This window comes from Actinoplanes sp. OR16 (assembly GCF_004001265.1).
Lineage (GTDB): Bacteria > Actinomycetota > Actinomycetes > Mycobacteriales > Micromonosporaceae > Actinoplanes.
The window spans coordinates 5,656,174-5,674,755 of sequence record NZ_AP019371.1; the positions used below are offsets into that span (position 1 = coordinate 5,656,174).

The 18,582-nt window shown below is 69.4% G+C and carries 20 protein-coding genes; 9 read left to right on the top strand and 11 right to left on the bottom strand.

Annotated features, from left to right (window positions below; all coding sequences use genetic code 11):
• Nucleotides 1-71: 71 nt before the first annotated feature.
• From EP757_RS25695 to EP757_RS25705, 3 genes are read right to left on the bottom strand one after another with little or no spacing between them, the layout of a single operon-like run.
• Nucleotides 72-668 carry a TetR/AcrR family transcriptional regulator gene (locus EP757_RS25695; RefSeq protein ID WP_127550156.1) on the bottom strand — a complete coding sequence of 199 codons (597 nt, stop codon included), beginning with the start codon at nt 666-668 and terminating at the stop codon, nt 72-74.
• 18 nt (nt 669-686) lie between these two features.
• Entirely contained in the window at nt 687-1,268 is a 582-nt protein-coding gene (locus EP757_RS25700) for a TetR/AcrR family transcriptional regulator (RefSeq protein WP_127550158.1), read from the bottom strand.
• Complete coding sequence (locus EP757_RS25705) at nt 1,265-2,017, bottom strand: SDR family NAD(P)-dependent oxidoreductase (protein ID WP_127550160.1); 753 nt, start codon at nt 2,015-2,017, stop codon at nt 1,265-1,267. The genes EP757_RS25700 and EP757_RS25705 overlap by 4 nt, the downstream gene beginning before the upstream one ends.
• A gap of 79 nt (nt 2,018-2,096) precedes the next feature.
• Between EP757_RS25705 and EP757_RS25710 the strand changes: the two genes are divergently transcribed.
• Genes EP757_RS25710 through EP757_RS25720 form a run of 3 tightly spaced genes read left to right on the top strand, consistent with a single transcriptional unit; the run spans nt 2,097 to nt 5,438 of the window.
• Nucleotides 2,097-3,254: an acyl-CoA dehydrogenase family protein gene (locus EP757_RS25710; protein WP_127550162.1), complete on the top strand. Its 1,158-nt coding sequence runs from the start codon at nt 2,097-2,099 to the stop codon at nt 3,252-3,254.
• Nucleotides 3,251-4,237 (top strand): phosphotransferase family protein, encoded by a 987-nt coding sequence (locus EP757_RS25715; protein WP_127550164.1) that lies wholly within the window; start codon nt 3,251-3,253, stop codon nt 4,235-4,237. The genes EP757_RS25710 and EP757_RS25715 overlap by 4 nt, the downstream gene beginning before the upstream one ends.
• Nucleotide 4,238: 1 nt before the next feature.
• Nucleotides 4,239-5,438, top strand: coding sequence for an acyl-CoA dehydrogenase family protein (locus EP757_RS25720; RefSeq protein ID WP_127550166.1), 1,200 nt, complete (start codon nt 4,239-4,241; stop codon nt 5,436-5,438).
• Here the strand turns inward: EP757_RS25720 and EP757_RS25725 are convergent.
• The 3 genes from EP757_RS25725 to EP757_RS25735 form a co-directional block, all read right to left on the bottom strand.
• Nucleotides 5,408-5,938, bottom strand: coding sequence for a hypothetical protein (locus tag EP757_RS25725; RefSeq protein ID WP_127550168.1), 531 nt, complete (start codon nt 5,936-5,938; stop codon nt 5,408-5,410). The two genes, EP757_RS25720 and EP757_RS25725, sit on opposite strands and share 31 nt — an antisense overlap.
• Nucleotides 5,939-5,991: 53 nt before the next feature.
• Nucleotides 5,992-6,648: a lytic polysaccharide monooxygenase gene (locus EP757_RS25730; RefSeq protein ID WP_197725378.1), complete on the bottom strand. Its 657-nt coding sequence runs from the start codon at nt 6,646-6,648 to the stop codon at nt 5,992-5,994.
• Between the two features lie 159 nt (nt 6,649-6,807).
• Nucleotides 6,808-7,926: a lipase family protein gene (locus tag EP757_RS25735; RefSeq protein WP_160165886.1), complete on the bottom strand. Its 1,119-nt coding sequence runs from the start codon at nt 7,924-7,926 to the stop codon at nt 6,808-6,810.
• A gap of 130 nt (nt 7,927-8,056) precedes the next feature.
• On the opposite strand from EP757_RS25735, the gene EP757_RS25740 reads away from it, so the two are divergent.
• Both EP757_RS25740 and EP757_RS25745 read left to right on the top strand, forming a co-directional pair.
• Nucleotides 8,057-8,722 carry a triacylglycerol lipase gene (locus tag EP757_RS25740; protein WP_127550172.1) on the top strand — a complete coding sequence of 222 codons (666 nt, stop codon included), beginning with the start codon at nt 8,057-8,059 and terminating at the stop codon, nt 8,720-8,722.
• 61 nt (nt 8,723-8,783) lie between these two features.
• On the top strand, nt 8,784-9,488 hold the full coding sequence (locus EP757_RS25745; RefSeq protein ID WP_127550174.1) for a hypothetical protein: 705 nt from the start codon (nt 8,784-8,786) through the stop codon (nt 9,486-9,488).
• A gap of 86 nt (nt 9,489-9,574) precedes the next feature.
• On the opposite strand, the gene EP757_RS25750 is transcribed toward EP757_RS25745, so the two are convergent.
• Nucleotides 9,575-10,351 (bottom strand): NPP1 family protein, encoded by a 777-nt coding sequence (locus tag EP757_RS25750; RefSeq protein ID WP_127550176.1) that lies wholly within the window; start codon nt 10,349-10,351, stop codon nt 9,575-9,577.
• A gap of 130 nt (nt 10,352-10,481) precedes the next feature.
• On the opposite strand from EP757_RS25750, the gene EP757_RS25755 reads away from it, so the two are divergent.
• The 4 genes from EP757_RS25755 to EP757_RS25770 are packed head-to-tail and all read left to right on the top strand — an operon-like array spanning nt 10,482 to nt 14,653.
• On the top strand, nt 10,482-11,771 hold the full coding sequence (locus EP757_RS25755) for an ABC transporter substrate-binding protein (RefSeq protein WP_127550178.1): 1,290 nt from the start codon (nt 10,482-10,484) through the stop codon (nt 11,769-11,771).
• A 4-nt stretch (nt 11,772-11,775) separates the two neighbouring features.
• Nucleotides 11,776-12,729: a carbohydrate ABC transporter permease gene (locus EP757_RS25760; protein ID WP_127550180.1), complete on the top strand. Its 954-nt coding sequence runs from the start codon at nt 11,776-11,778 to the stop codon at nt 12,727-12,729.
• Nucleotides 12,726-13,586, top strand: coding sequence for a carbohydrate ABC transporter permease (locus EP757_RS25765; protein ID WP_197725379.1), 861 nt, complete (start codon nt 12,726-12,728; stop codon nt 13,584-13,586). The genes EP757_RS25760 and EP757_RS25765 overlap by 4 nt, the downstream gene beginning before the upstream one ends.
• Nucleotides 13,583-14,653, top strand: a complete 1,071-nt coding sequence (locus tag EP757_RS25770; RefSeq protein WP_197725380.1) for a hypothetical protein — start codon at nt 13,583-13,585, stop codon at nt 14,651-14,653. Before EP757_RS25765 ends, EP757_RS25770 begins: the two co-directional genes overlap by 4 nt.
• Nucleotides 14,654-14,659: 6 nt before the next feature.
• Here the strand turns inward: EP757_RS25770 and EP757_RS25775 are convergent, their stop codons facing one another.
• From EP757_RS25775 to EP757_RS25790, 4 genes are all read right to left on the bottom strand, one after another.
• Entirely contained in the window at nt 14,660-15,754 is a 1,095-nt protein-coding gene (locus EP757_RS25775; RefSeq protein ID WP_127550182.1) for an ABC transporter ATP-binding protein, read from the bottom strand.
• Between the two features lie 147 nt (nt 15,755-15,901).
• A complete protein-coding gene (locus tag EP757_RS25780) occupies nt 15,902-16,903 on the bottom strand; it encodes an NAD(P)H-dependent glycerol-3-phosphate dehydrogenase (RefSeq protein WP_127550184.1) in 1,002 nt (333 codons plus the stop codon).
• A gap of 18 nt (nt 16,904-16,921) precedes the next feature.
• A complete protein-coding gene (locus tag EP757_RS25785) occupies nt 16,922-17,773 on the bottom strand; it encodes a sigma-70 family RNA polymerase sigma factor (protein WP_127550186.1) in 852 nt (283 codons plus the stop codon).
• Nucleotides 17,746-18,567 carry an alpha/beta hydrolase fold domain-containing protein gene (locus tag EP757_RS25790; RefSeq protein ID WP_127550188.1) on the bottom strand — a complete coding sequence of 274 codons (822 nt, stop codon included), beginning with the start codon at nt 18,565-18,567 and terminating at the stop codon, nt 17,746-17,748. Before EP757_RS25790 ends, EP757_RS25785 begins: the two co-directional genes overlap by 28 nt.
• Nucleotides 18,568-18,582 lie beyond the last annotated feature (15 nt).

An 18,582-nucleotide genomic window follows, 5' to 3' on the forward strand; every position in this document is an offset into this window, starting at 1 on the left:
GATCCCCTTCGAAGTCGGTGAACGTCCCGAGTCTCACCCTTCAACCGAGAAACAGTCAACCCTGTCTGTTTCTACGACATGAGCGCGTGCCGCGCGACCTCCTTCCAGTGCTCCAGCAACGGCTCCGAGGCGGGGTCGCGCGCTTCGAAGGCGTAGCTGAGGGCCGTCCCTCGCATGCTGGTGAACAGCACCGGACGGATGGGCAGGTAGAGCGGGCGCCCGACCAGATCCGGCCCGAATAGGTGGTCCATCCGCTGCCAGATGGCCCGGCCCAGGCGCTTCTCGGCCGGCCGGATGGCGGCAGCCAGAGCCGGCTCGGTCCGTGCCGCCACCCACAGCTCGGTGGCCGCCCAGAAACTCGGCTCCTGGAACGTCTGCCAGAGCACGTCGATCACCACGGCGATCCGCTCGCCGGGCCCGCTGGCATCCGCGATGAGCGCCAGCAAGGCGGGAGGCACCGGCTGGGCGAGCTGCGTCGCGAAGATGTGGTGCGCCGACGCGACCAGCAACTCCTCCTTGGACGGGAACTGGTGCAGCATCCGGCCGCGCGACATGCCGGCCTCGGCCTGGATCGAGATGGTGCTGGTCCGGGCGTAGCCGTCCCGCAGCAGGCAGGTGACGGCGGCATCCAGGATCAGGGAACGGGTCAGGTCGGCCCTCACGGTCATGCCACCGACAATAACGGTCTACGCTGACTGGACGACGGCGAGCGCGATGCGTACGTAATCCGCGGCCGCCTCCTCGGCCGTCTGCGGACCGCCGGGCTGGAACCACCCGGCCACCCCCTGGCACATGGACAGGATCGCCCGCCCGCACGCCGCCGGCGACAGAGGTGTCCGGAACGTCCCCGCACGACGGCCGTCCGCGATGCTGTCCCGCAGCAGGCCCTCGATCCGGTCGCGGTGGGCGACGTAGCGAGCGAGATTCACCGGCGTCAGCGACCGCCGTTCGGAGTCGAGGAACGCCAGGTCACGGTGGTGCGCCATGTAGAGGACGATCGCCTCGACCGCCCCGCTGAGCCGGGCGGCCGGGTCGGAACCGGCCTTCTCCAGGGCGGCGTCGACGTGGCTCGTGACGATCCGCATGGCGTGATCGAGCAGCGCCATCAGGATCGCCTGCTTGTTCTCGAAGTGGTAGTACAGGGCCGGAACGGTCACCCCCACCTCGCCGGCGATCTTGCGGACGCTGGTCGCGTCGTACCCGTGCCGGACGATCTGATCGAGCGACACCGCGAGGATCGGTGAGAGTTCGACATTCCAGTCACTCATTGCGCGGCCATGCCCCCGTCGACGATCAGGCTCGTCCCGGTCACGTAGGAGGAGGCGGACGAGGCCAGGAACAGCAGCGCCCCGTCCAGTTCCGACTGCTCCCCGAACCGGCCGAGCATGCTGTTGCGGGCGACCATCGCCCGCAGCTGCTCATCATCATTCGCGGTCATCTCGCTGGCGAAGTATCCGGGGCACAGCGCGTTCACCCGGATGCCCTTGCGTGCGGACCATTCCTGGGCGAGGTCGCGGGTGAGCCCGAGGACGCCGGCCTTGCTCGCTGCGTAGGCGGCCTGCGGGAACGGCGGCGCGATGTGCCCGAGCACGCTGGCGACGTTCACGATCGATGATCCTCGCGGCATGTGCGGCGCGCAGGCCTGTGCCATCCAGAACGGTCCGGCCAGGTTCACCTTGAGCACCGCCTCGAACGCGGACGGGGTCTCCCGCGACGCCGGCACCGCATGCCCGATCCCGGCGTTGTTGATCAGCACGTCGACCCGGCCGAAAGCGGTCACGGTCGCGGCGACGGCGGCGGCGCACTGCTCCGGGTCGCCGACGTCGGCGGCGTGGGTGATCACGCGCGTGCCTCCGGCGCGCACCTTCTCCGCGAGGTCGGTGAGGCGTTCGGCGCGGCGGGCGACGAGCGCGACGTCGGCGCCTGCGGCGGCGAGGGTACGGGCGAAACCGGCCCCGAGACCGGAGCTCGCGCCGGTAACCAGGGCGACCTTGCCGTCGAGTCGAAAAATGTCCACGGGTGCTCCTCTTGACTTTCCGCCACAGTGGCCCGAATTCTAGTTAGCGCTCGCTAAGTAGACGAGAGGCGTTCTCAGAATGACCGACCTTTACGCACGACGCTCGCTCTTCGACGACGAGCACCAGGCCTTCCGGGACAGCGTCAAGGAGTTCGTCGCCCGCGAGGTGGCCGCGCACGTCGACGACTGGGAGGAGGCCTCGGAGATCCCGCGCCGCATCTGGCGGATCGCCGGTGACCTCGGCTACCTCGGGCTGCCGGTGCCGGAGGAGTTCGGTGGCGGCGGCATCGGCGACTACCGCTTCCGGACCGCGATGATCGAGGAGACGGCCCGGGTCGGCGCCAACTCGCTGGCCGCCGGTTTCGCCGCGCAGACCGACGTGGTGCTGCCCTACTTCATCGACCTGGCCGCCGGCGAGCAGCGCAAGCAGTGGCTGCCGAAGCTCGCGTCGGGGGAGTGGATCGGGGCGATCGCGATGACCGAGCCCGGCACCGGCTCCGACCTCAAGGGCATCCGCACCTCGGCGGTCCGCGACGGCGACGCGTGGGTGCTCGACGGCTCGAAGACGTTCATCACCAACGGCATCAACGCCGACCTCGTCGTGGTGGTGGCCCGCACCGGCGACGGCGCGTTCAGCCTGTTCGTCGTCGAGGACGGCACGCCGGGATTCACCCGCGGTCGCAAGCTGCGCAAACTCGGCCTCAAGGCGCAGGACACCGCCGAGCTGAACTTCGACGGCGTCCGCGTGCCGCAGAGCGCGTTGCTCGGCGAGGAGGGCCGCGGGCTGCACGCGCTGATGGCGCACCTGCCGCTGGAACGCCTCAACATCGCGGTGACCGCCTGCGCCGGCGCCCGGGCCGCGCTGGCCTGGACTCTTCACTACGTCCGGGACCGCAGGGCGTTCGGCAAGCAGCTCGCCGAGTTCCAGAACACCCAGTTCGCCGTGGCCGAGATGGTCACCGAGCTGGAGGTGACCCAGGCGTACGTGGACGACGCCGTGCTGCGCTTCAACGCCGATGAGCTGTCCGCCGTCGACGCCGCGAAGGCCAAATGGTGGGCCACCGAGATGCACAAGCGGATCGTGGACCGCTGCCTGCAGCTGCACGGCGGCTACGGCTACATGCTGGAGTACCCGATCGCCCGTGCCTACGCCGACACCCGGGTCACCACGATCTACGGCGGCACCACCGAGATCATGAAGCTGATCATCGCGCGTGACGTGCTGGAGACCCGGTGAGGGCGCGGCTCGGCCCGGCCCTCGCGGAGGCGTTGAAGGACGACGCCTGGCGGGATCTCGAGGCGGAGCTGATCACCGGTGGGAAGTCGAACCTGACGTACCGGCTCCGGTCGGCCGCCGGCGAGGTGATCCTGCGGCGCCCGCCCGAGGGCGAGGTCCGGGAGAGCGCGCACGACATGGGCCGCGAGATCCGGGTGCAGAAGGCGCTCGCGGAGACGGACGTGCCCGTACCGGAGATCCTGCTCGCCGATGCCGCCGGCGACCTGCTCGGCGTGCCCAGCTACGTCATGTCGGCGGTGCCCGGCGTCGTCGTGCGCGACAAGCTTCCGGCGGTGGACCCGCGCGTGGTCGCCGGCAATCTCGTCCGTGCCCTCGCCGCGATCCACACCGTCGATGTGGAGAAGGCGGGCCTGACCGATTTCGGTCGTCCGGAGGGTTTCCTCTCCCGTCAGATCCGCCGCTGGAGCAGGCAGTGGGAGGCGGTCGGGCAGGACGGGGTGCTCGCCGTCGACGAGCTGGCCGCCGCGCTCGCCGCCGCCCTGCCGGTGAGCACCGGTCAGTCGCTCGTGCACGGCGACTTCCGCCTCGACAACTGTGTGCTGGACCTCTCGTCCTCCAAGATCAATGCTGTCCTCGACTGGGAGATGTCCACGCTCGGCGACCCCCTCGCCGACCTGGGACTCCTGCTGTTCTACTGGCGTGAGCCCGGTGAGCAGCCGTGGCTGCTGGCTCCATCGATCACCCGCACGCTCGGGTTCCCGCGGCGTGCCGAGATCGCCTCCTGGTACGCCGAGGCGACCGGCGCCGACCTCACGCACCTGACCGTCTATCTCGCCTTCGCGCACCTGAAGTTCGCGGTCATCACCGAGGACATCAACGTGCGGGTCCGGTCGGGGGCGATGGCCGGGCAGGACTTCGGCGATCTCACCGGCGAGGCGGCGCGGATCGCCGAGGCCGGACTCGACGTTCTCGGGAAGGTCTGACGTGGACTTCGCTTCCAGCCGGCTCTCCACCGACATGGTCGACGCCATGTGGCGGTTCATGCGCGAGCGGGTCTTCCCCGCCGAACCGGTCTGGCGGGCCCAGCTCGCCGAACTCGGTCCGCACGCCACCCCGCCGGTCCTCGAGGATCTGAAGCGGGACGCCCGTCACCGGGGCCTCTGGAATCTCTTCCTGCCGTCGGTCTCCGGGCTGACCAACCTCGAGTACGCGTCGGTCGCCGAGGTCACCGGCTGGTCCCCGGTGATCGCGCCGGAGGCGATCAACTGCCAGGCACCGGACACCGGCAACATGGAGTTGCTGCACCTGTTCGGCACGCCGGAGCAGAAGGAACGCTGGCTGGAGCCGCTGCTCGCCGGTTCGCTGCGGTCCGCCTACGCCATGACCGAGCCGCAGGTCGCCTCCTCGGACGCCACGAACATCGAGACCTCGATCGTCCGGGACGGCGCCGACTACGTGATCAACGGCCGCAAGTGGTGGATCACCGGTGTCTCCGACGAGCGCTGCCGGGTCTTCATCGTGATGGGCAAGACCGATCCCGCCGCGTCACCTCACCGCCAGCAGTCCATGATCATCGTGCCGCGCGACACCCCCGGTGTGGAGGTGGTCCGCGACCTGCCGATCTTCGGCTACCAGGATCAGCACGGGCACTGCGAGATCGACTTCTCCGATGTACGGGTTCCCGCCGCCAACCTGATCGGCGAGGAGGGCTCCGGTTTCGCCCTCGCCCAGGCGCGCCTCGGCCCGGGCCGGATCCACCATGCGATGCGGGCCATCGGGATGGCCGAGCGTGCCTTGGCGCTGATGGCGCAACGTTCGCAGAGCCGGACCGCCTTCGGTGTGCCGCTCGCCGAGCAGGGCGTGGTGCAGCAGCTCATCGCCGACTCGCGGATCGAGATCGACCAGGTGCGGCTGCTCGTGCAGAAGACCGCCTGGCTGATCGACACGGCCGGAGCTCGTTCGGCTCGCACCGAGATCGCCGCGATCAAGGTGGCCGCGCCGGCCGTCGCGACGAAGGTGATCGACCGGGCGATCGAGGTCTTCGGCGGCGCCGGCGTCAGCGACGACACCCCGCTCGCCTACTTCTACGCCTGGGCCCGGGTCCTGCGCATCGTCGACGGCCCGGACGCGGTGCACCGGCGTACGATCGCCCGTCAGGAGCTGCGCCGTGCCGCCTCGTCGTAACGGCCGCGCAGTCCGGCCATCTCCGTCTCGGACAGGGCCTCGGTGGTGGCGAGCGCGGCGTACTCCGGCGGGAACATCTGGTGCAGCCGGTCGACGTACTTCACCTCGGCCGTCGCCTCGACCACCCGGATGCCCACCGGATCGGCCGACATGTCCAGGATGACCGGGCCGGCCAGCTTGACCGCCACGTCCCACGGCGTCCCGGTCTCGGCGACCCCGCAGAGGTGGAAGCCGTAGACGGTCGTCACCTCGTCGACCTCGGTCGCCCCGGCCGGCTCGTGGCCGTAGACGCGGACGCCGCAGATCACCGTGCCCTTCGTCCCGGCGCCGTGACCGGCGTGCTGATGCTGCTGAGGATCGGACCGTTCCAGCGTGCTCCGCATCCGATCGGTGAGCTGGTCCTCAAGGGCCGCCGGATCCGGCTTCGTGTGCAGGAGGACGGCAGCGCCGGCCGACATCGCCAGAACCAGCGCCACCAGCAGATGTCTGCGGGCGATCATCTCTCACCTCGTCATGGGGGCGCCCCCGGCCGGAACCGGGAGCGCCGTGCGGATCAGACGAAATTCACGTCGCTGCACCACATGTAGGCCTGGTCCTGGTGCGAGGCCTGCCAGATGACGAAGAGGACGTGGTGCCCGGTGTAGCCGGACGTGGAGATGGGGAACGAGATGTTCTGCGACGGCGCGTACCTGCCGGTCTGCGTGATGAAGTCGAGGTTGCCCCAGCCGAGTTTCTGGGTGGCCGGGTTGAACCCCTGCTTGCTGACGTAGACGCGGAAGTAGTCGGCGCCGTGGCTCGCCTGGTCGTACAGCTGAACCGTGAAGTTCCGGCTGAGCGTGGTCTGCTTCCAGGCGCCCGGCTGGTTCAGGCTGTCGTTGCGGGTGAGGCCGTTACTGCACAGCTGCCCGTCGGGAGTACGGGCCTGGAACTGGCCGCCGAGGCCGTCGCGCAGGGCGCTCATCCAGTTCCACATGGTGTCCGGGTTGGCCTGGAACGCCTGCCAGCACATCGGATCCTGCTGCTGCATGGCCGGGTTCATGTGCTGGCTGCCCCAGGTCTGCCAGCACTGGTAGGCGCGGGACGCCGGGTTGACGATGGTGCCGTGTGCCTGGGCCGCGCCGCTGCCGGGGAGCAGGCTGAGCATGACGGCCAGGGCCACGAGCAGCGCCTGGGCGGGCCGGCGGATGCGATGGGACTCGTGTGGGGGCACGGTGGGTCCTCCTTGTGCGGTTGTCGGGAGCTCCCGGTGACTCGGGGATGGGAGCGCTCCCGAAACAGCATCACACCGATGTGTCCGGATATCAACTGATGTCGATCTGTTGTTCCGGTGTCACCGGCGCCACCCGGGCTTCACCACTGCTCGCCGGGATCAGCCGAGGTGCTCGCGGGCGAAGGCGATGTCGTTCGGCAGCGCCTGCGCCCACACGTTGTGGCCGGCCGCGTAGTTCTTGTAGGTGACGTCCACGCCGCGCACCTTCATCTCGGTGACCTGCAGGTCGGTCAGGAACGGGAAGGCGACCACGTCGAAGCGACCCTGGTTCACCAGCACCGGCGCGTCATAACCGGACACCGGCAGCGTCGTGACCGCCCGCAGCACCGACGGGAACTGGCCGGAGCTGAGCGGCTTCTTCAGCATCTGGCCGATCCCGATGCCCTGCGTGCGGGTGTTCATGTCGAAGTAGCAGAGCCGGTGCGCGTCGTCGATGACGGTGCGGCCCAGCGGCGTCAGGTAGGCGCCGAGGTCGAAGTCCGGGCGGGCCGTCTCCAGTCCGGCCAGGATGTAGGAGACGTAGGTGGTGTAGTCGGGCGCGGGCAGCGGCGGGATGTACGGGCCGGCGAGCGGGATGTAACCCTCGACCTTCGTGGCGGGGGCGTCCGCCATGGCGGCGGCGAGGTGGAGTTCCGGCGCTCGCTCGGCCGCCTTCGCCGCGGTGGCGAGCGTGGCGTGCCCGCCTTGCGAGATCCCGTTGACCACGTAGTTCGCGGAGAGCGCCGATGACACCGAGCGGGCCGCGCGTACCGAATCGATCACCGCATTGGCCTCGGCGTTCGCGTCCAGGTAGGCGTGCGAGCCGGCGGTGCCGATGCCGATGTACTCGGTCGCGACGAACGCGAAGCCGGCCTCGATCCACGGGGTGACCACGTTGACGTCGGCCGCCGCGGTCCCGTAGTCGTCGGTGTAGGCGCAGTCGTCGCTCAGTCCGGCGGTGACGTGGGCGTAGGCCAGGATCGGCCAGCCGCCGGCCGGCGCCGCGCCGGTCGGGGTGTAGACGGTGGCGAGCGCCTGGCGGGGCTGGCCGAGCGAGTCCTCCGTCCAGTAGGTGAGCGACGACGCGGTACTTCCGGGTGCTTCCTTCCCGGGCAGCGGCGTCGACGTGATCACCGCTCCGGGCGCGCCGCCCGGCTCGGCGGCCGAGGCCGCGGCGGGCAGCCCGAGGGCCAGAAGCGAGCCGATCGCCAGGGGTGCGATCCGGCGAATGGGAAGCATGGACATCACTCTTTCCGGCCGTCCTATTAGGTTAGGCGAACCTAACATGAGCGTGCGCCGGTGATTTCACCGATGTGTCGCCGTCTTACTGCACTGACGATGCAATCTCCCCTTCCTTCCTGGAGGTTCCATGCGTCGTCTTGCCGTCCTCCTCACCGCTCTGCTGGCCGCGCTCGCCCTGAGCCCGGCCCTTCCGGCCACCGCCGCCCCGGGCACGCCGGTCGTCTTCGTCCACGGTTACACCGGCAGCGCCTCGAACTGGACCACCGCGATCTCGGTGTTCCGGGCCGGCGGCTATGCGAGCAGCGAGCTCTTCGCGTACGAGTACAACTCCTACGGCAACAACATCACCAACGCGCAGGGGCTGGCCACCTACGTCAGCCAGGTCCGTGCGCGCACCGGCGCGGCACAGGTCGACATCGTCAACCACTCGATGGGCGGCCTGGTCAGCCAGTACTACCTGAAGGTGCTGGGCGGCAACCAGTACGTCCGGCACCTCGCGTCGATCGCCGGCGCCAACCACGGCACCACCTACGCGAGCGCCTGCCTGATCTACGTGACGTGCCAGCAGATGTACCCCGGCTCGTCGTTCATCGGCACGATCACCGCCGGGGACGAGACGCCCGGCAGCACGAAGTACGGCACCTGGTACTCGCCGTGTGACGGCATCATCATCCCCTACACCAGCACCGTGCTCAGTGGAGCGACGAACAACTACGTGGCGTGCCAGACCCACATCGGTTTCCTGACCGACACGAGCGTGCTCACGCAGATCCGATCGTTCCTCGCGAGTTGATTTAAGGATCTTTAAGGTACGTCTGCCGTCCTGTGGTGATCGCCGTTACGTAGAAGCGGGCATGAGACGCACCTACAGGCGGCCGGGCAGCGGCTTCAGCGGACGTAATCGCAGAATCGTGATCGGGGCCGTCGCGGCCGTGGTGGTCGGCGGCGGCCTCGCCGTGGGAACGGGGCTGTCCAGCGCCTCGACGTTCTGCGACGGTCTCGACGAGCAGATCCGTGCCACCCAGCAGTTCATGGCGGACCAGCGCGCCAACCCGAACGCCCAGACCGAGGCCGTCCTGGCGAACCGGCAGGCCGTGCTCGACCTGATCAACGTGCAGAAGGCGCAGGGCGGCTGCGACGGCGCGGTGGCGGCCCCGCCCGAGGCCCCGCCGGAAGCGTCACCCGAGGACTCACCTGAGGCCGAGCCTCCCGCGGCCGAGCCTCCCGCCGAGTCGCCCGCCGAGCCTCCCGCCGAGTCGCCGGCGGCAGAGGCGCCCGCGGAGGAAGCGGATGACGCTGACGACGCGGCGGGTGACGTCGTCTGCGCCGGCTCGACGGTCACCCTCTCCGGCGAGGCGGGCGCCCCCGCGGCCTCCAGCGGCACCTTCCCGATCGGCACCCGCCTCAAGGTGACCAACCTGGACAACGCCAAGAGCATCACCGTCACCGTGGCGACCACCTCGGGCAGCTGCGTCCTGCTCAACAACGCCGCCTTCGAAGAGGTCCGCGAGCCCGGCAAGTTCCTGATCCGCCGAGCCGTCATCGAACGCGTGGGCTGACCTTCGTGGATCTCCTGTCGCTGCCGGCCGGGCTCCTCGCCGGGCCGGCAGCGGCGGCTCTCGACATCGAGGGCGGCGGTGAGGACCTAGCCGTACGGGTTGAAGGCGATTCCTGACGGCTTGGCGGCGTTGAGCAGGGATTCGAAGCGGCCGTCGGAGATCTTGATGGTGGCCGAACCGAAATCGGCGGCCATCAGCTTGTCGCGCAGGGCGACGGTGGGGTAGCCGTTCCAGTCGACCAGGGGCGGGTAACGCCAGTTGTGGTAGTGGTTCTCCGGCGGCTCGTCGTTGGCGTTGGCGAGGCGGAAGAAGTGCGTCGAGGCGCCGTCCTTGTGGTAGACGGTCTTCGGGTGGCTGCCGTCGAACCGCACCTGCGAGCGCGGATAGGTCTTCTGCGAGCTGTGCTGCGTGGTGCTCACGTACTCGACCTGGTTCGACGACTGGCTCACCCAGGAGATGACGTGCTCCCAGTCGTGGCGGTGGCCGCCGAGTCCGCTGCCGGCGACGGCCTGGTCCTTCTCGAAGTAGCTGGCGTAGACGATCGCGCACCAGCCGTTGTTGCACTTCGAGCGGGCGTAGGTCTGTGAGTTGTCCAGATCGGACTGGTCGCGGCAGCTGCCGTTCACGGCGCCGGTGGTGTTGAGGCCGCCGTTGAGGGTGCCGTCCGGGCCGATCGCCGGGACGGCGTAACAGCCGTCGGTGTCGTAGTCGTACGCGGGGGAGAAGGACTGTTCGTACCCGCCGGCGTTCTGCGGCAGGCTGCCGGGCGGCGCGGCGAACGCCGGGGTGGCGGAGGCGGCCAGGAGGAGGACGGTGAGGCCGGACGTGGCCCCGATCCGGGCGAGGGGGCGGCTGCGACTCATGGTCGTGATCTTCACGGCTCGATTGAGAGCGGTCAATAGTGTTAATCCTGGTTTGATCGAATGTTTCCATCGACGATTATTCGCAAATGCGCCTTCCTCAATCAAAGGCCCGAGGGGGAGGATCCGGGACATGAGAAGGGGCCTGATTTCCGTTCTCGCGGCCGGCACCGTGACGGTCCTGCTCGCGGGTTGCCTTTCGGACGGTGGCGGACCGCCGGAGTCCGCGAACACCTCGCGTGGCCCGATCGAGGTGTGGCTCTCGACGAACCCGGAGGAGGTGGCCTGGGGTGAGGACGTGGTCGCCGGCTGGAACGCCGAGCATCCGGATCAGAAGGTGACGGCGCAGCAGATCCCCGCCGGGAAGACGTCGGAGGAGGTCATCTACGCCTCCATCGTCGCGGGCAACGCGCCCTGCGTCGTGATGAACACCGCCCCCTCCGCGGTGCCGCAGTTCCAGAAGGCCGGCGGCCTGGTGCCGCTCGACACCTTCCCCGACGGCGACTCCTACGTCGAGGCGCGGACCGGGGCGTCGGTCGCCGATCAGTACCGGTCGCCGGACGGGCGCTTCTACCAGATCCCGTGGAAGGTCAACCCGGTGATGATCTTCTACAACAAGAAGCTCTTCGCGCAGGCCGGCATCGACACGGTGAACCCGCCGCTGACCACGTGGGATCAGTTCCTGCAGACCTCGCGGACCCTGGTGCGGAAGGGTGTCGCGCACGCGGCGATCTGGCCGGCGCCGTCGAGCGAGTTCTTCCAGTCCTGGTTCGACTACTACCCGCTGGCCGCGGCGCGGACCCGGCAGCAACTCGTCGAGGACGGCGCCGCCACGTTCGACTCCGCCGACGGCATCGCGGTCGGGAACTTCTGGCGCACCCTGTACGCGGAGAAGCTCGCCCCGCAGGAGAAGTACAACGGCGACTCGTTCGCGGACGGCCAGGCCGCGATGGCGATCGTCGGACCGTGGGCGATCTCCGTCTACAAGGACGACATCGACTGGGGCGCCGTGCCCATCCCGACCGAGGACGGCAAGCCGGCCGACCAGATCTACACGTTCAGCGACGAGAAGTCGCTGGCCGTCTACTTCGCCTGCGAGAACCGCCTCACCGCATGGGACTTCGTGAAGTACGCGACCAGCGAGGACGCGGACGGCCGCCTTCTCGAGCTGACCGGCCAGATGCCCATGCGGCAGAACCTGCCCGCGACGTACGCGAGCTACTTCGCCGGGCATCCCGACTACGAGCAGTTCGCCGGTCAGGCGGGCCGCATCGTGGAGGTGCCGAACGTGCCGAACTCCACCGAGATCTGGCAGACCTTCCGTAACGCGTGGACCGCGTCGGTGGTCTTCGCCGACAAGCCGATCGACGAGGCGTTCGCGGACGCGGCCGCACGAGCCGACGAGCTCCTGACCGAGGAGTAGTGCCATGACATCAGTTCGCGGCGCGCCATCCCGGAAAGTGATCGACAGCGACCCGTCCACCGCGGTGCAGCCGGTGGAGAAGGAGGGCTGGCTGGGCGCCCAGCCGATCGGCATGCTGTTCGTCCTGCCGTACGTGATCTTCCTGGCGGCGATCTTCGTCTATCCGCTCTTCGTGCAGGTCGTCATCTCGTTCAAGGACTACTTCTTCGCGGCGCCGGGAGCGACCGTCGACCGTCCCTGGGTGGGCCTGCAGAACTACGCCGACGTCCTGCAGGACCCGACGTTCCAGCGCTCGCTCCTCAACGTCCTCGAGTTCATGGTCATCAACGTGCCGGCGACCGTCGTGCTCTCGCTCGTGCTGGCGTACGCCCTGAACTCCAAGATCCGCGGGCTGTGGTTCTTCCGCGGCTCCTACTACGCGCCGTACGTCACGGCCAGCGTGGCGATCGTGACCGTCTGGCTGTTCATGTTCGGTGAGACCGGCCTCGTCAACACCGTTCTCGGGGCGCTGGCGCCGGACCCGTCCTGGCTGATCAACAAATACTGGGCGATGCCGATGATCGCGATTTTCGTGACCTGGAAGCAGCTCGGGTTCTTCATCCTGCTCTACCTCGCGGCACTGCAGAACGTGCCGAAGGAGACCTACGAGGCCGCCGACGTGGACGGGGCGGGCACGTTCCGCAAGTTCATGTCGGTCACCGTCCCGGGTGTGCGGCCGGCGACGACGCTCGTCGTCATCCTGGCGACCATCACCGGGATGAACCTGTTCACCGAGCCCTACCTGCTCACGAACGGCGGGGGGCCGAACGGCGCCTCGGTCACCCCGGTCTTCTACATGTATCAGAAGGGCGTCGAGCAGGGGCAGGCCGGATACGCCGCGGCGATCGGCATGATCCTGCTGGTCATCACGCTGGGCATCGCGCTCGTGCAGCGCCGGTTGCTGGAACGGAGGTCATGATGACCACACCGGCCCTGGTGGAAGAGCCCGTCCCGCGGAATCGGCTCCGGGTCCTCGTCCTGGCCGTCGGCGCGGTCCTGTTCATCTTCCCGTTCTATTACATGGTGATCGGCTCCCTGCAGGCCGAGGCCGACAAGTCGTTCGCCGGCATCTTCCCCGATCCGGGCAACATGACGGTGACGAACTACCAGGAGATCAACCAGGCGATCGACGCGCCCCGGTCCCTGATGAACTCGACCGTCTTCACGATCGGCGTGCTGCTCTGCACCGTCCTGTTCGGGCTGCTGGCCGGTTACGCGCTGGCGATCACCCATTTCCGCGGCCGGCAGACCGTGCTCTCCGCCGTGTTGCTGGTTCTCGTCATTCCGTTCCAATTACTGCAGATTCCCTTGTACGTCTTGATCGTGCGCGCCTATGGACTCGGCGACACGTATCTCGGCATGATCATTCCGTTCGCGATCAACTCGACGGCGGTCTTCATCTTCCGGCAGTATTTCCTCCAGTTGCCCCGGGAGTTGTTCGAGGCGGCCCGCATCGACGGGGCGTCCGAGCTGTCCACCATGCTGCGCGTCGCGATCCCGCTGGCGCGCCCGGCCATCCTCAACGCCGTCCTGCTCACCTTCATCGGGCCGTGGAACGAGTTCCTCTGGCCGTTCCTGGTGACCAAGCAGCAGGACATGCAGCCGTTCGCGGTGGCGCTGGCGAACTACATGAACAACGTCGCTGGCCGGGCGACGAACCCGGACGGCGCGAACATGGCCGGCGGTGTCCTGCTCGCGATACCGCCGGTGGTGCTGTTCCTGATCTTCCAGAAGCGCTTCACCTCGTCGAACATCGGCTCAGGTGTGAAGGGATGAGCTCGTACGACGTGCCCTACCGCCTGACCCGGGCCGGCACCGTGATGACTCCCGAGCCGGGCCGGGCCGAGGAGGCCGAGGGCGTGCTCAACCCGGCGAGCGGGTACGGCCCGGACGGCAGGCTCTACCTGCTGCCCCGGGTCGTCGCCCGCGGCAACCGATCCCGCATCGGCCTCGCCGAGGTCCGGCTGGACCAGGGGGTGCCGGTGGCCGTCGAGCGCCGCGGCATCGTCCTCGCACCGGACCAGGGCTGGGAGCACGGCGCCGGCCACGGTGGGGTGGAGGATCCGCGGGTCACCTGGCTGCCCGACCTCGGTGTGCACATCATGACCTACGTGGCCTACGGCCCTCTGGGCCCGCGACTGGCGCTGGCGAGTTCCCAGGATCTGCGGTCCTGGCGGCGTCTGGGCCCGGTGCTCTTCGGGTACGAGCCGGACCTGCGCCTGGATCTCAATCTGTACGCGAACAAGGACGCGGTGTTCTTCCCGGAGCCGGTGCCCGGGCCGGACGGCGAGCCGTGCTGGGCGATGCTGCACCGGCCGATGTGGAACCTGGGCCTGATCAGAGCCGGTGAGCGTGACGTCCTGCCGGCCGGCCTGGACGATCCGCGACCGGGCATCTGGATCTCATACGTGCCGGTGGACGAGGCCGGCAAGGACGTCTCCCGGCTCGTCCGTCTTTCCGGCCATCGGCTCGTCGCACTGCCGCTGCATCCGTACGAGAGAGTCAAGATCGGCGCTGGGCCGCCGCCCCGGCGCGTTCCCGGCGGCTGGCTCCTGCTGCATCACGGTGTGGCGGGGGAACCGGCCCCGAGCACCGGCTTCGCGGCCGTGGAGGGCTGGGTCTACTCCGCCGGAGCGATGATCCTCTCCGCCGACGACCCGGGCACGGTGCTGGCGCGTACGCCGGAACCCCTGCTGACCCCGGACAACCCGGAGGAACGGGTCGGGACGGTCGCCAGCGTCGTCTTCCCGACCTGTGCCGAGGAGACGACGGCCGGCACGTTCGTCTTCTACGGCATGGCGGACGCCCGCATCGGAGTCGCCCGCCTCGACCGGGTGGACTGACGCGACTCAGCCGGCGGGTGCGGGAGTCAGGCGCTCGCCGGTCTCGACGTCGAACAGGTACACCTCGTCGGCCACCGGTGTGAGCCGGACCGTCTCGCCCTTGTGCGGCGGCCGCCGGGGATCGACGCGTGCCACCACGTTCTGCTCGCCGCCGGTGACGGTGCCGTACATGTAGGCGTCCGAGCCGAGCGCCTCGACGACGTTGACAGTGACCGGCCAGCCCTCGTCCGCGGTGAACCGGAACGACTCCGGCCGCACCCCGTACGTCACCTTGCCGAGCTTGCGGGAATGCGCATCGGCGAGGACGTCCCGGGACACCGGAAGGGCCATGTCGCCGAGCCGCGCGGCCTCGGCCGTCAGATCGACGGTGAACAGGTTCATCGCGGGCGAGCCGATGAACCCGGCCACGAAGACGTTCACCGGCGCCTCGTAGAGCCGCAGCGGCGTGTCGGCCTGCTGCAGGACCCCGTCGTTGATGACGGCGACCCGGTCGCCCATCGTCATGGCCTCCACCTGGTCGTGCGTGACGTACACGGTGGTGATGCCGAGGCGGGCCTGCAAGGCGGCGATCTGGGTCCGGGTCGACACCCGCAGCTTGGCGTCCAGGTTGGACAGCGGCTCGTCCATGAGGAAGACCTTGGGCTCGCGGACGATCGCCCGTCCCATCGCGACCCGCTGCCGCTGGCCGCCGGACATCGCCACGGGCTTGCGCTCCAGCAGGTCCTCCAGGTCGAGCACCCGCGCCGCCTCACGGACGCGGCGGTCCCGCTCCTCCCGTGGCACGCCGGCGATCTTCAGGGCGAACCCCATGTTCTCCGCGACGGTCATGTGCGGATAGAGGGCGTAGTTCTGGAAGACCATCGCGATGTCGCGGTCCTTCGGCGCCAGCCGGGTCACGTCGCGGTCGCCGATCCAGATCCTGCCGCCGTTGACGAACTCCAGGCCGGCGAGCATCCGCAGGCTCGTGGACTTCCCGCAGCCGGACGGGCCCACCAGCACCAGGAACTCGCCGTCCTCGATGGCCAGATCGAGCCGGTCGACCGCCGGACGGGTGGCGCCGGGGAACACACGGGTCGCCGATTCGTAGGTCACGGTTGCCATCGGAAGGCTCCTTCGTCCGCCAGGTCGTCAGGGAGGAGCAGCCCCGTGGCGAAGGAAGAACCGGGGCACTCGTGCACCTGGCCTGCGCTTGATTCTAGGAGCCCGTGCCGGTACGCGGAACACGCCCAAACCCGCAGGATGTGCGGCTCAGCCGGGTTCGGACTCGTGGCCGGCGGGGTGCGAGCGGAGCAGGCCGTCGTACGCGCGCTCGGCCGTGATCTCGCCGGTGACGACGCGGTGGATGGTACGGGTGATCGGCATCGGCAGGCCGTGCCGGTCGGCCAGCCGGACGGCGGCGTGGACCGTCTTGACGCCCTCGGCCACCTGGCCCATCTCGGCGAGGATGTCGTCGAGGCTGCGGCCGCGTCCGAGTTGCTCGCCCACGTGCCGGTTGCGGCTGTGCGGGCTGATGCAGGTGGCGACCAGGTCACCCATGCCGGCCAGCCCGGCGAGGGTGGCCGGTTCGCCGCCCATCGCCACGGCGAGCGTGGTCAGCTCGGCCAGTCCGCGCGAGATCACGCCGGCCCGGGTGTTGTCGCCGACGCCGAGGCCCTGGGCGATGCCGGTCGCGATCGCCACCACGTTCTTGAGGGCGCCGCCGACCTCGCAGCCGATCACGTCGTGATTGGTGTAGACGCGCAGCAGCCCGCGCCGGAAGACCCGCTGGATCTCGGAGGCCACGGTGAGGTCCTCGGTGGCGATCACGGTGGCCGCCGCCAGGCCCGCCATGATCTCCTTGGCCAGGTTGGGGCCGGTGAGGGCGGCGGCCGGGTGCCCGGGCAGCACCTCCTTGATCACTTCGGTCATCCGGAGCAGCGAATCGCGTTCCAGGCCCTTGCTGAGGCTGACCACCGGGATCCACGGGTGCAGATCGGGACGGACCAGCTCCAAGGTCGTCCGGAACGCGCCGGTCGGCACGCCCACCACCAGCAGTTCGGCGTGGGCGGCCGCCTCGGCCAGGTCGGCGGTGGCGCGGAGCCTCGCCGGGAGCGGGAAACCCCGGAGATAACGCTCGTTCGTGTGCTTCGCGTTGATCTCGTCGGCGGTGGCCGGGTTGCGCGCCCAGATCAGCGATTCGTGGTCGCGGCGGGTGAGGACGGAGGCGACGGTGGTGCCCCAGGAGCCGGCGCCGAGCACGGTGATCCGCATGGCTGTTGAGGATACGGTTCAGGAGCCGAAAGTGGTGGCCAGCGTCGGATCCTCGAAGAGGGTGACCATCGCGATGCCGTCCGGCGTGGGCGTCAGGACCGCGATGCCGAACGGTTCGCCGCGGAGCCAGGCCACGGCCGCGGGCTGGCCGTTCGCCTCGGACGCGACCATCCTCCAATCGCCGGCTGTCCCCATCGCCGGTGCTGCGATCGCGATGCAGGTGGGACGGCCGGCGTACAGGGAATGGGTGTGAATCGACTCGATGGCGGCGTCCGCGCGGAGGAGGTCGCGGAAAGCCGCGATATCGGACGACTCCCAGGCCGCCATGTATCCGGCGAGCAACTCCCTCGCCCGCGGCGACCGGGCGTCCAGGACCTCATCGCGGTCCGGGGCCGCCTCCGCGAGCCGGGCGCGAGCGCGTTGCAGGGCACTCTTCACCGCCGGCACCGACATGTCCAGCGCCTCGCCCGTCTCGGCCGCCGAGAACGCCAGCACGTCACGCAGCAGCAGGACGGCCCGCTGCCGCGCGGTGAGATGCCGCAGCCCGATCACGAAGGCGAGCCGCACGCTCTCCCGCGCGGTGACGAGATCAGCCGGATCGGCCGGGAAGGGTTCGAGAACGCGGCCGGAAGACCGTTCCCGGGTCGCGATCACCGTGAGGCAGACGTTCGTGGCGATGCGATACATCCATGTACGGAGGGAAGCCCTGCCCTCGAACGTCCCCCACCCGCGAAGCGCCCGCACGTACGTGTCCTGGACGACGTCCTCCGCCTCGTGGAAGGAACCGAGCATCCGGTACGCGTGGGCGAGCAGCCCGCGGCGCTCGGCCTCGAACGCCTCGGTCAGAGTCCGAGTCGCGGTCGCACCCATGCGGCGAGCCTCCCGATCGCGTCGTCGGCGGCCGCCGTCCGGCCGGCGGCCATCTGGAATGTGTGCAGTTGCCCGTCGGCGACGTCGAGCCGGGCATATGGTGCGAGCCGTTCGCTGTCACCTCGGCCGGTCTCGCCGGTGCCGCACTGGACGTAGGTGGCCGGCAGTCCGGTGAGGTCCGCCGCGAACGCGTTCACCTCGGGTTCGAGGCCGCTCATGTCCCCGGGAAGATACTGCGCGATCAGGGCCTGCACCATCGGGCGGGTGAAGAACAGGTCGGTGGCGGCGTTCTTCTCGTACCAGGGCGAGGGCTGCGCCGGATCCATGTCGATCCAGGGGGACAGCAGGAGGAGCGCCTTGACACCCGTCGACCGCAGGGCGACCTGGACGGCGAGCCCGCCCCCGCAGGAGTCGCCGGCCAGCGCCACCGTGTGGGCCCTCGCGGCCGCCCATCGATACGCCGTGATCGCGTCCTCGATCTGCGCCGGAAAGCGAGACGACGGTGTGCGCCGATACGTCGCCAGCAGCACGGGCACCCCCGCCGCCTTGGCGAGGTGCCCGTACATCTTGCGGTGCGTGTAGAGCGAGCCGCCCACGAAACCACCGCCGTGCCAGGCCACGATGACCCGGCCCTCGGCGGCGTCGTGCGGGCGCAGCCACATGGCCGGGACCCCGCCCGCCGACACCTCCAGGTAGTCCACGCCGCGGGGTTCGGCCGTCACATCGCCCCACTGGTCGTCGGCGCCCATGTCGCCGGCCGCCCAGCGGGCGTACATCTGCTGAATCGCATCCATGCCCGTACTGACCGA

Coding starts and splice junctions, on each gene's coding strand:
- EP757_RS25695 (WP_127550156.1), bottom strand. CDS start 668: ATGACCGTGAGGGCCGACCTGACCCGTTCCCTGATCCTGGATGCCGCC.
- EP757_RS25700 (WP_127550158.1), bottom strand. CDS start 1,268: ATGAGTGACTGGAATGTCGAACTCTCACCGATCCTCGCGGTGTCGCTC.
- EP757_RS25710 (WP_127550162.1), top strand. CDS start 2,097: ATGACCGACCTTTACGCACGACGCTCGCTCTTCGACGACGAGCACCAG.
- EP757_RS25725 (WP_127550168.1), bottom strand. CDS start 5,938: ATGATCGCCCGCAGACATCTGCTGGTGGCGCTGGTTCTGGCGATGTCG.
- EP757_RS25735 (WP_160165886.1), bottom strand. CDS start 7,926: ATGCTTCCCATTCGCCGGATCGCACCCCTGGCGATCGGCTCGCTTCTG.
- EP757_RS25740 (WP_127550172.1), top strand. CDS start 8,057: ATGCGTCGTCTTGCCGTCCTCCTCACCGCTCTGCTGGCCGCGCTCGCC.
- EP757_RS25745 (WP_127550174.1), top strand. CDS start 8,784: ATGAGACGCACCTACAGGCGGCCGGGCAGCGGCTTCAGCGGACGTAAT.
- EP757_RS25750 (WP_127550176.1), bottom strand. CDS start 10,351: ATGAGTCGCAGCCGCCCCCTCGCCCGGATCGGGGCCACGTCCGGCCTC.
- EP757_RS25755 (WP_127550178.1), top strand. CDS start 10,482: ATGAGAAGGGGCCTGATTTCCGTTCTCGCGGCCGGCACCGTGACGGTC.
- EP757_RS25760 (WP_127550180.1), top strand. CDS start 11,776: ATGACATCAGTTCGCGGCGCGCCATCCCGGAAAGTGATCGACAGCGAC.
- EP757_RS25765 (WP_197725379.1), top strand. CDS start 12,726: ATGATGACCACACCGGCCCTGGTGGAAGAGCCCGTCCCGCGGAATCGG.
- EP757_RS25770 (WP_197725380.1), top strand. CDS start 13,583: ATGAGCTCGTACGACGTGCCCTACCGCCTGACCCGGGCCGGCACCGTG.
- EP757_RS25775 (WP_127550182.1), bottom strand. CDS start 15,754: ATGGCAACCGTGACCTACGAATCGGCGACCCGTGTGTTCCCCGGCGCC.
- EP757_RS25780 (WP_127550184.1), bottom strand. CDS start 16,903: ATGCGGATCACCGTGCTCGGCGCCGGCTCCTGGGGCACCACCGTCGCC.
- EP757_RS25785 (WP_127550186.1), bottom strand. CDS start 17,773: ATGGGTGCGACCGCGACTCGGACTCTGACCGAGGCGTTCGAGGCCGAG.
- EP757_RS25790 (WP_127550188.1), bottom strand. CDS start 18,567: ATGGATGCGATTCAGCAGATGTACGCCCGCTGGGCGGCCGGCGACATG.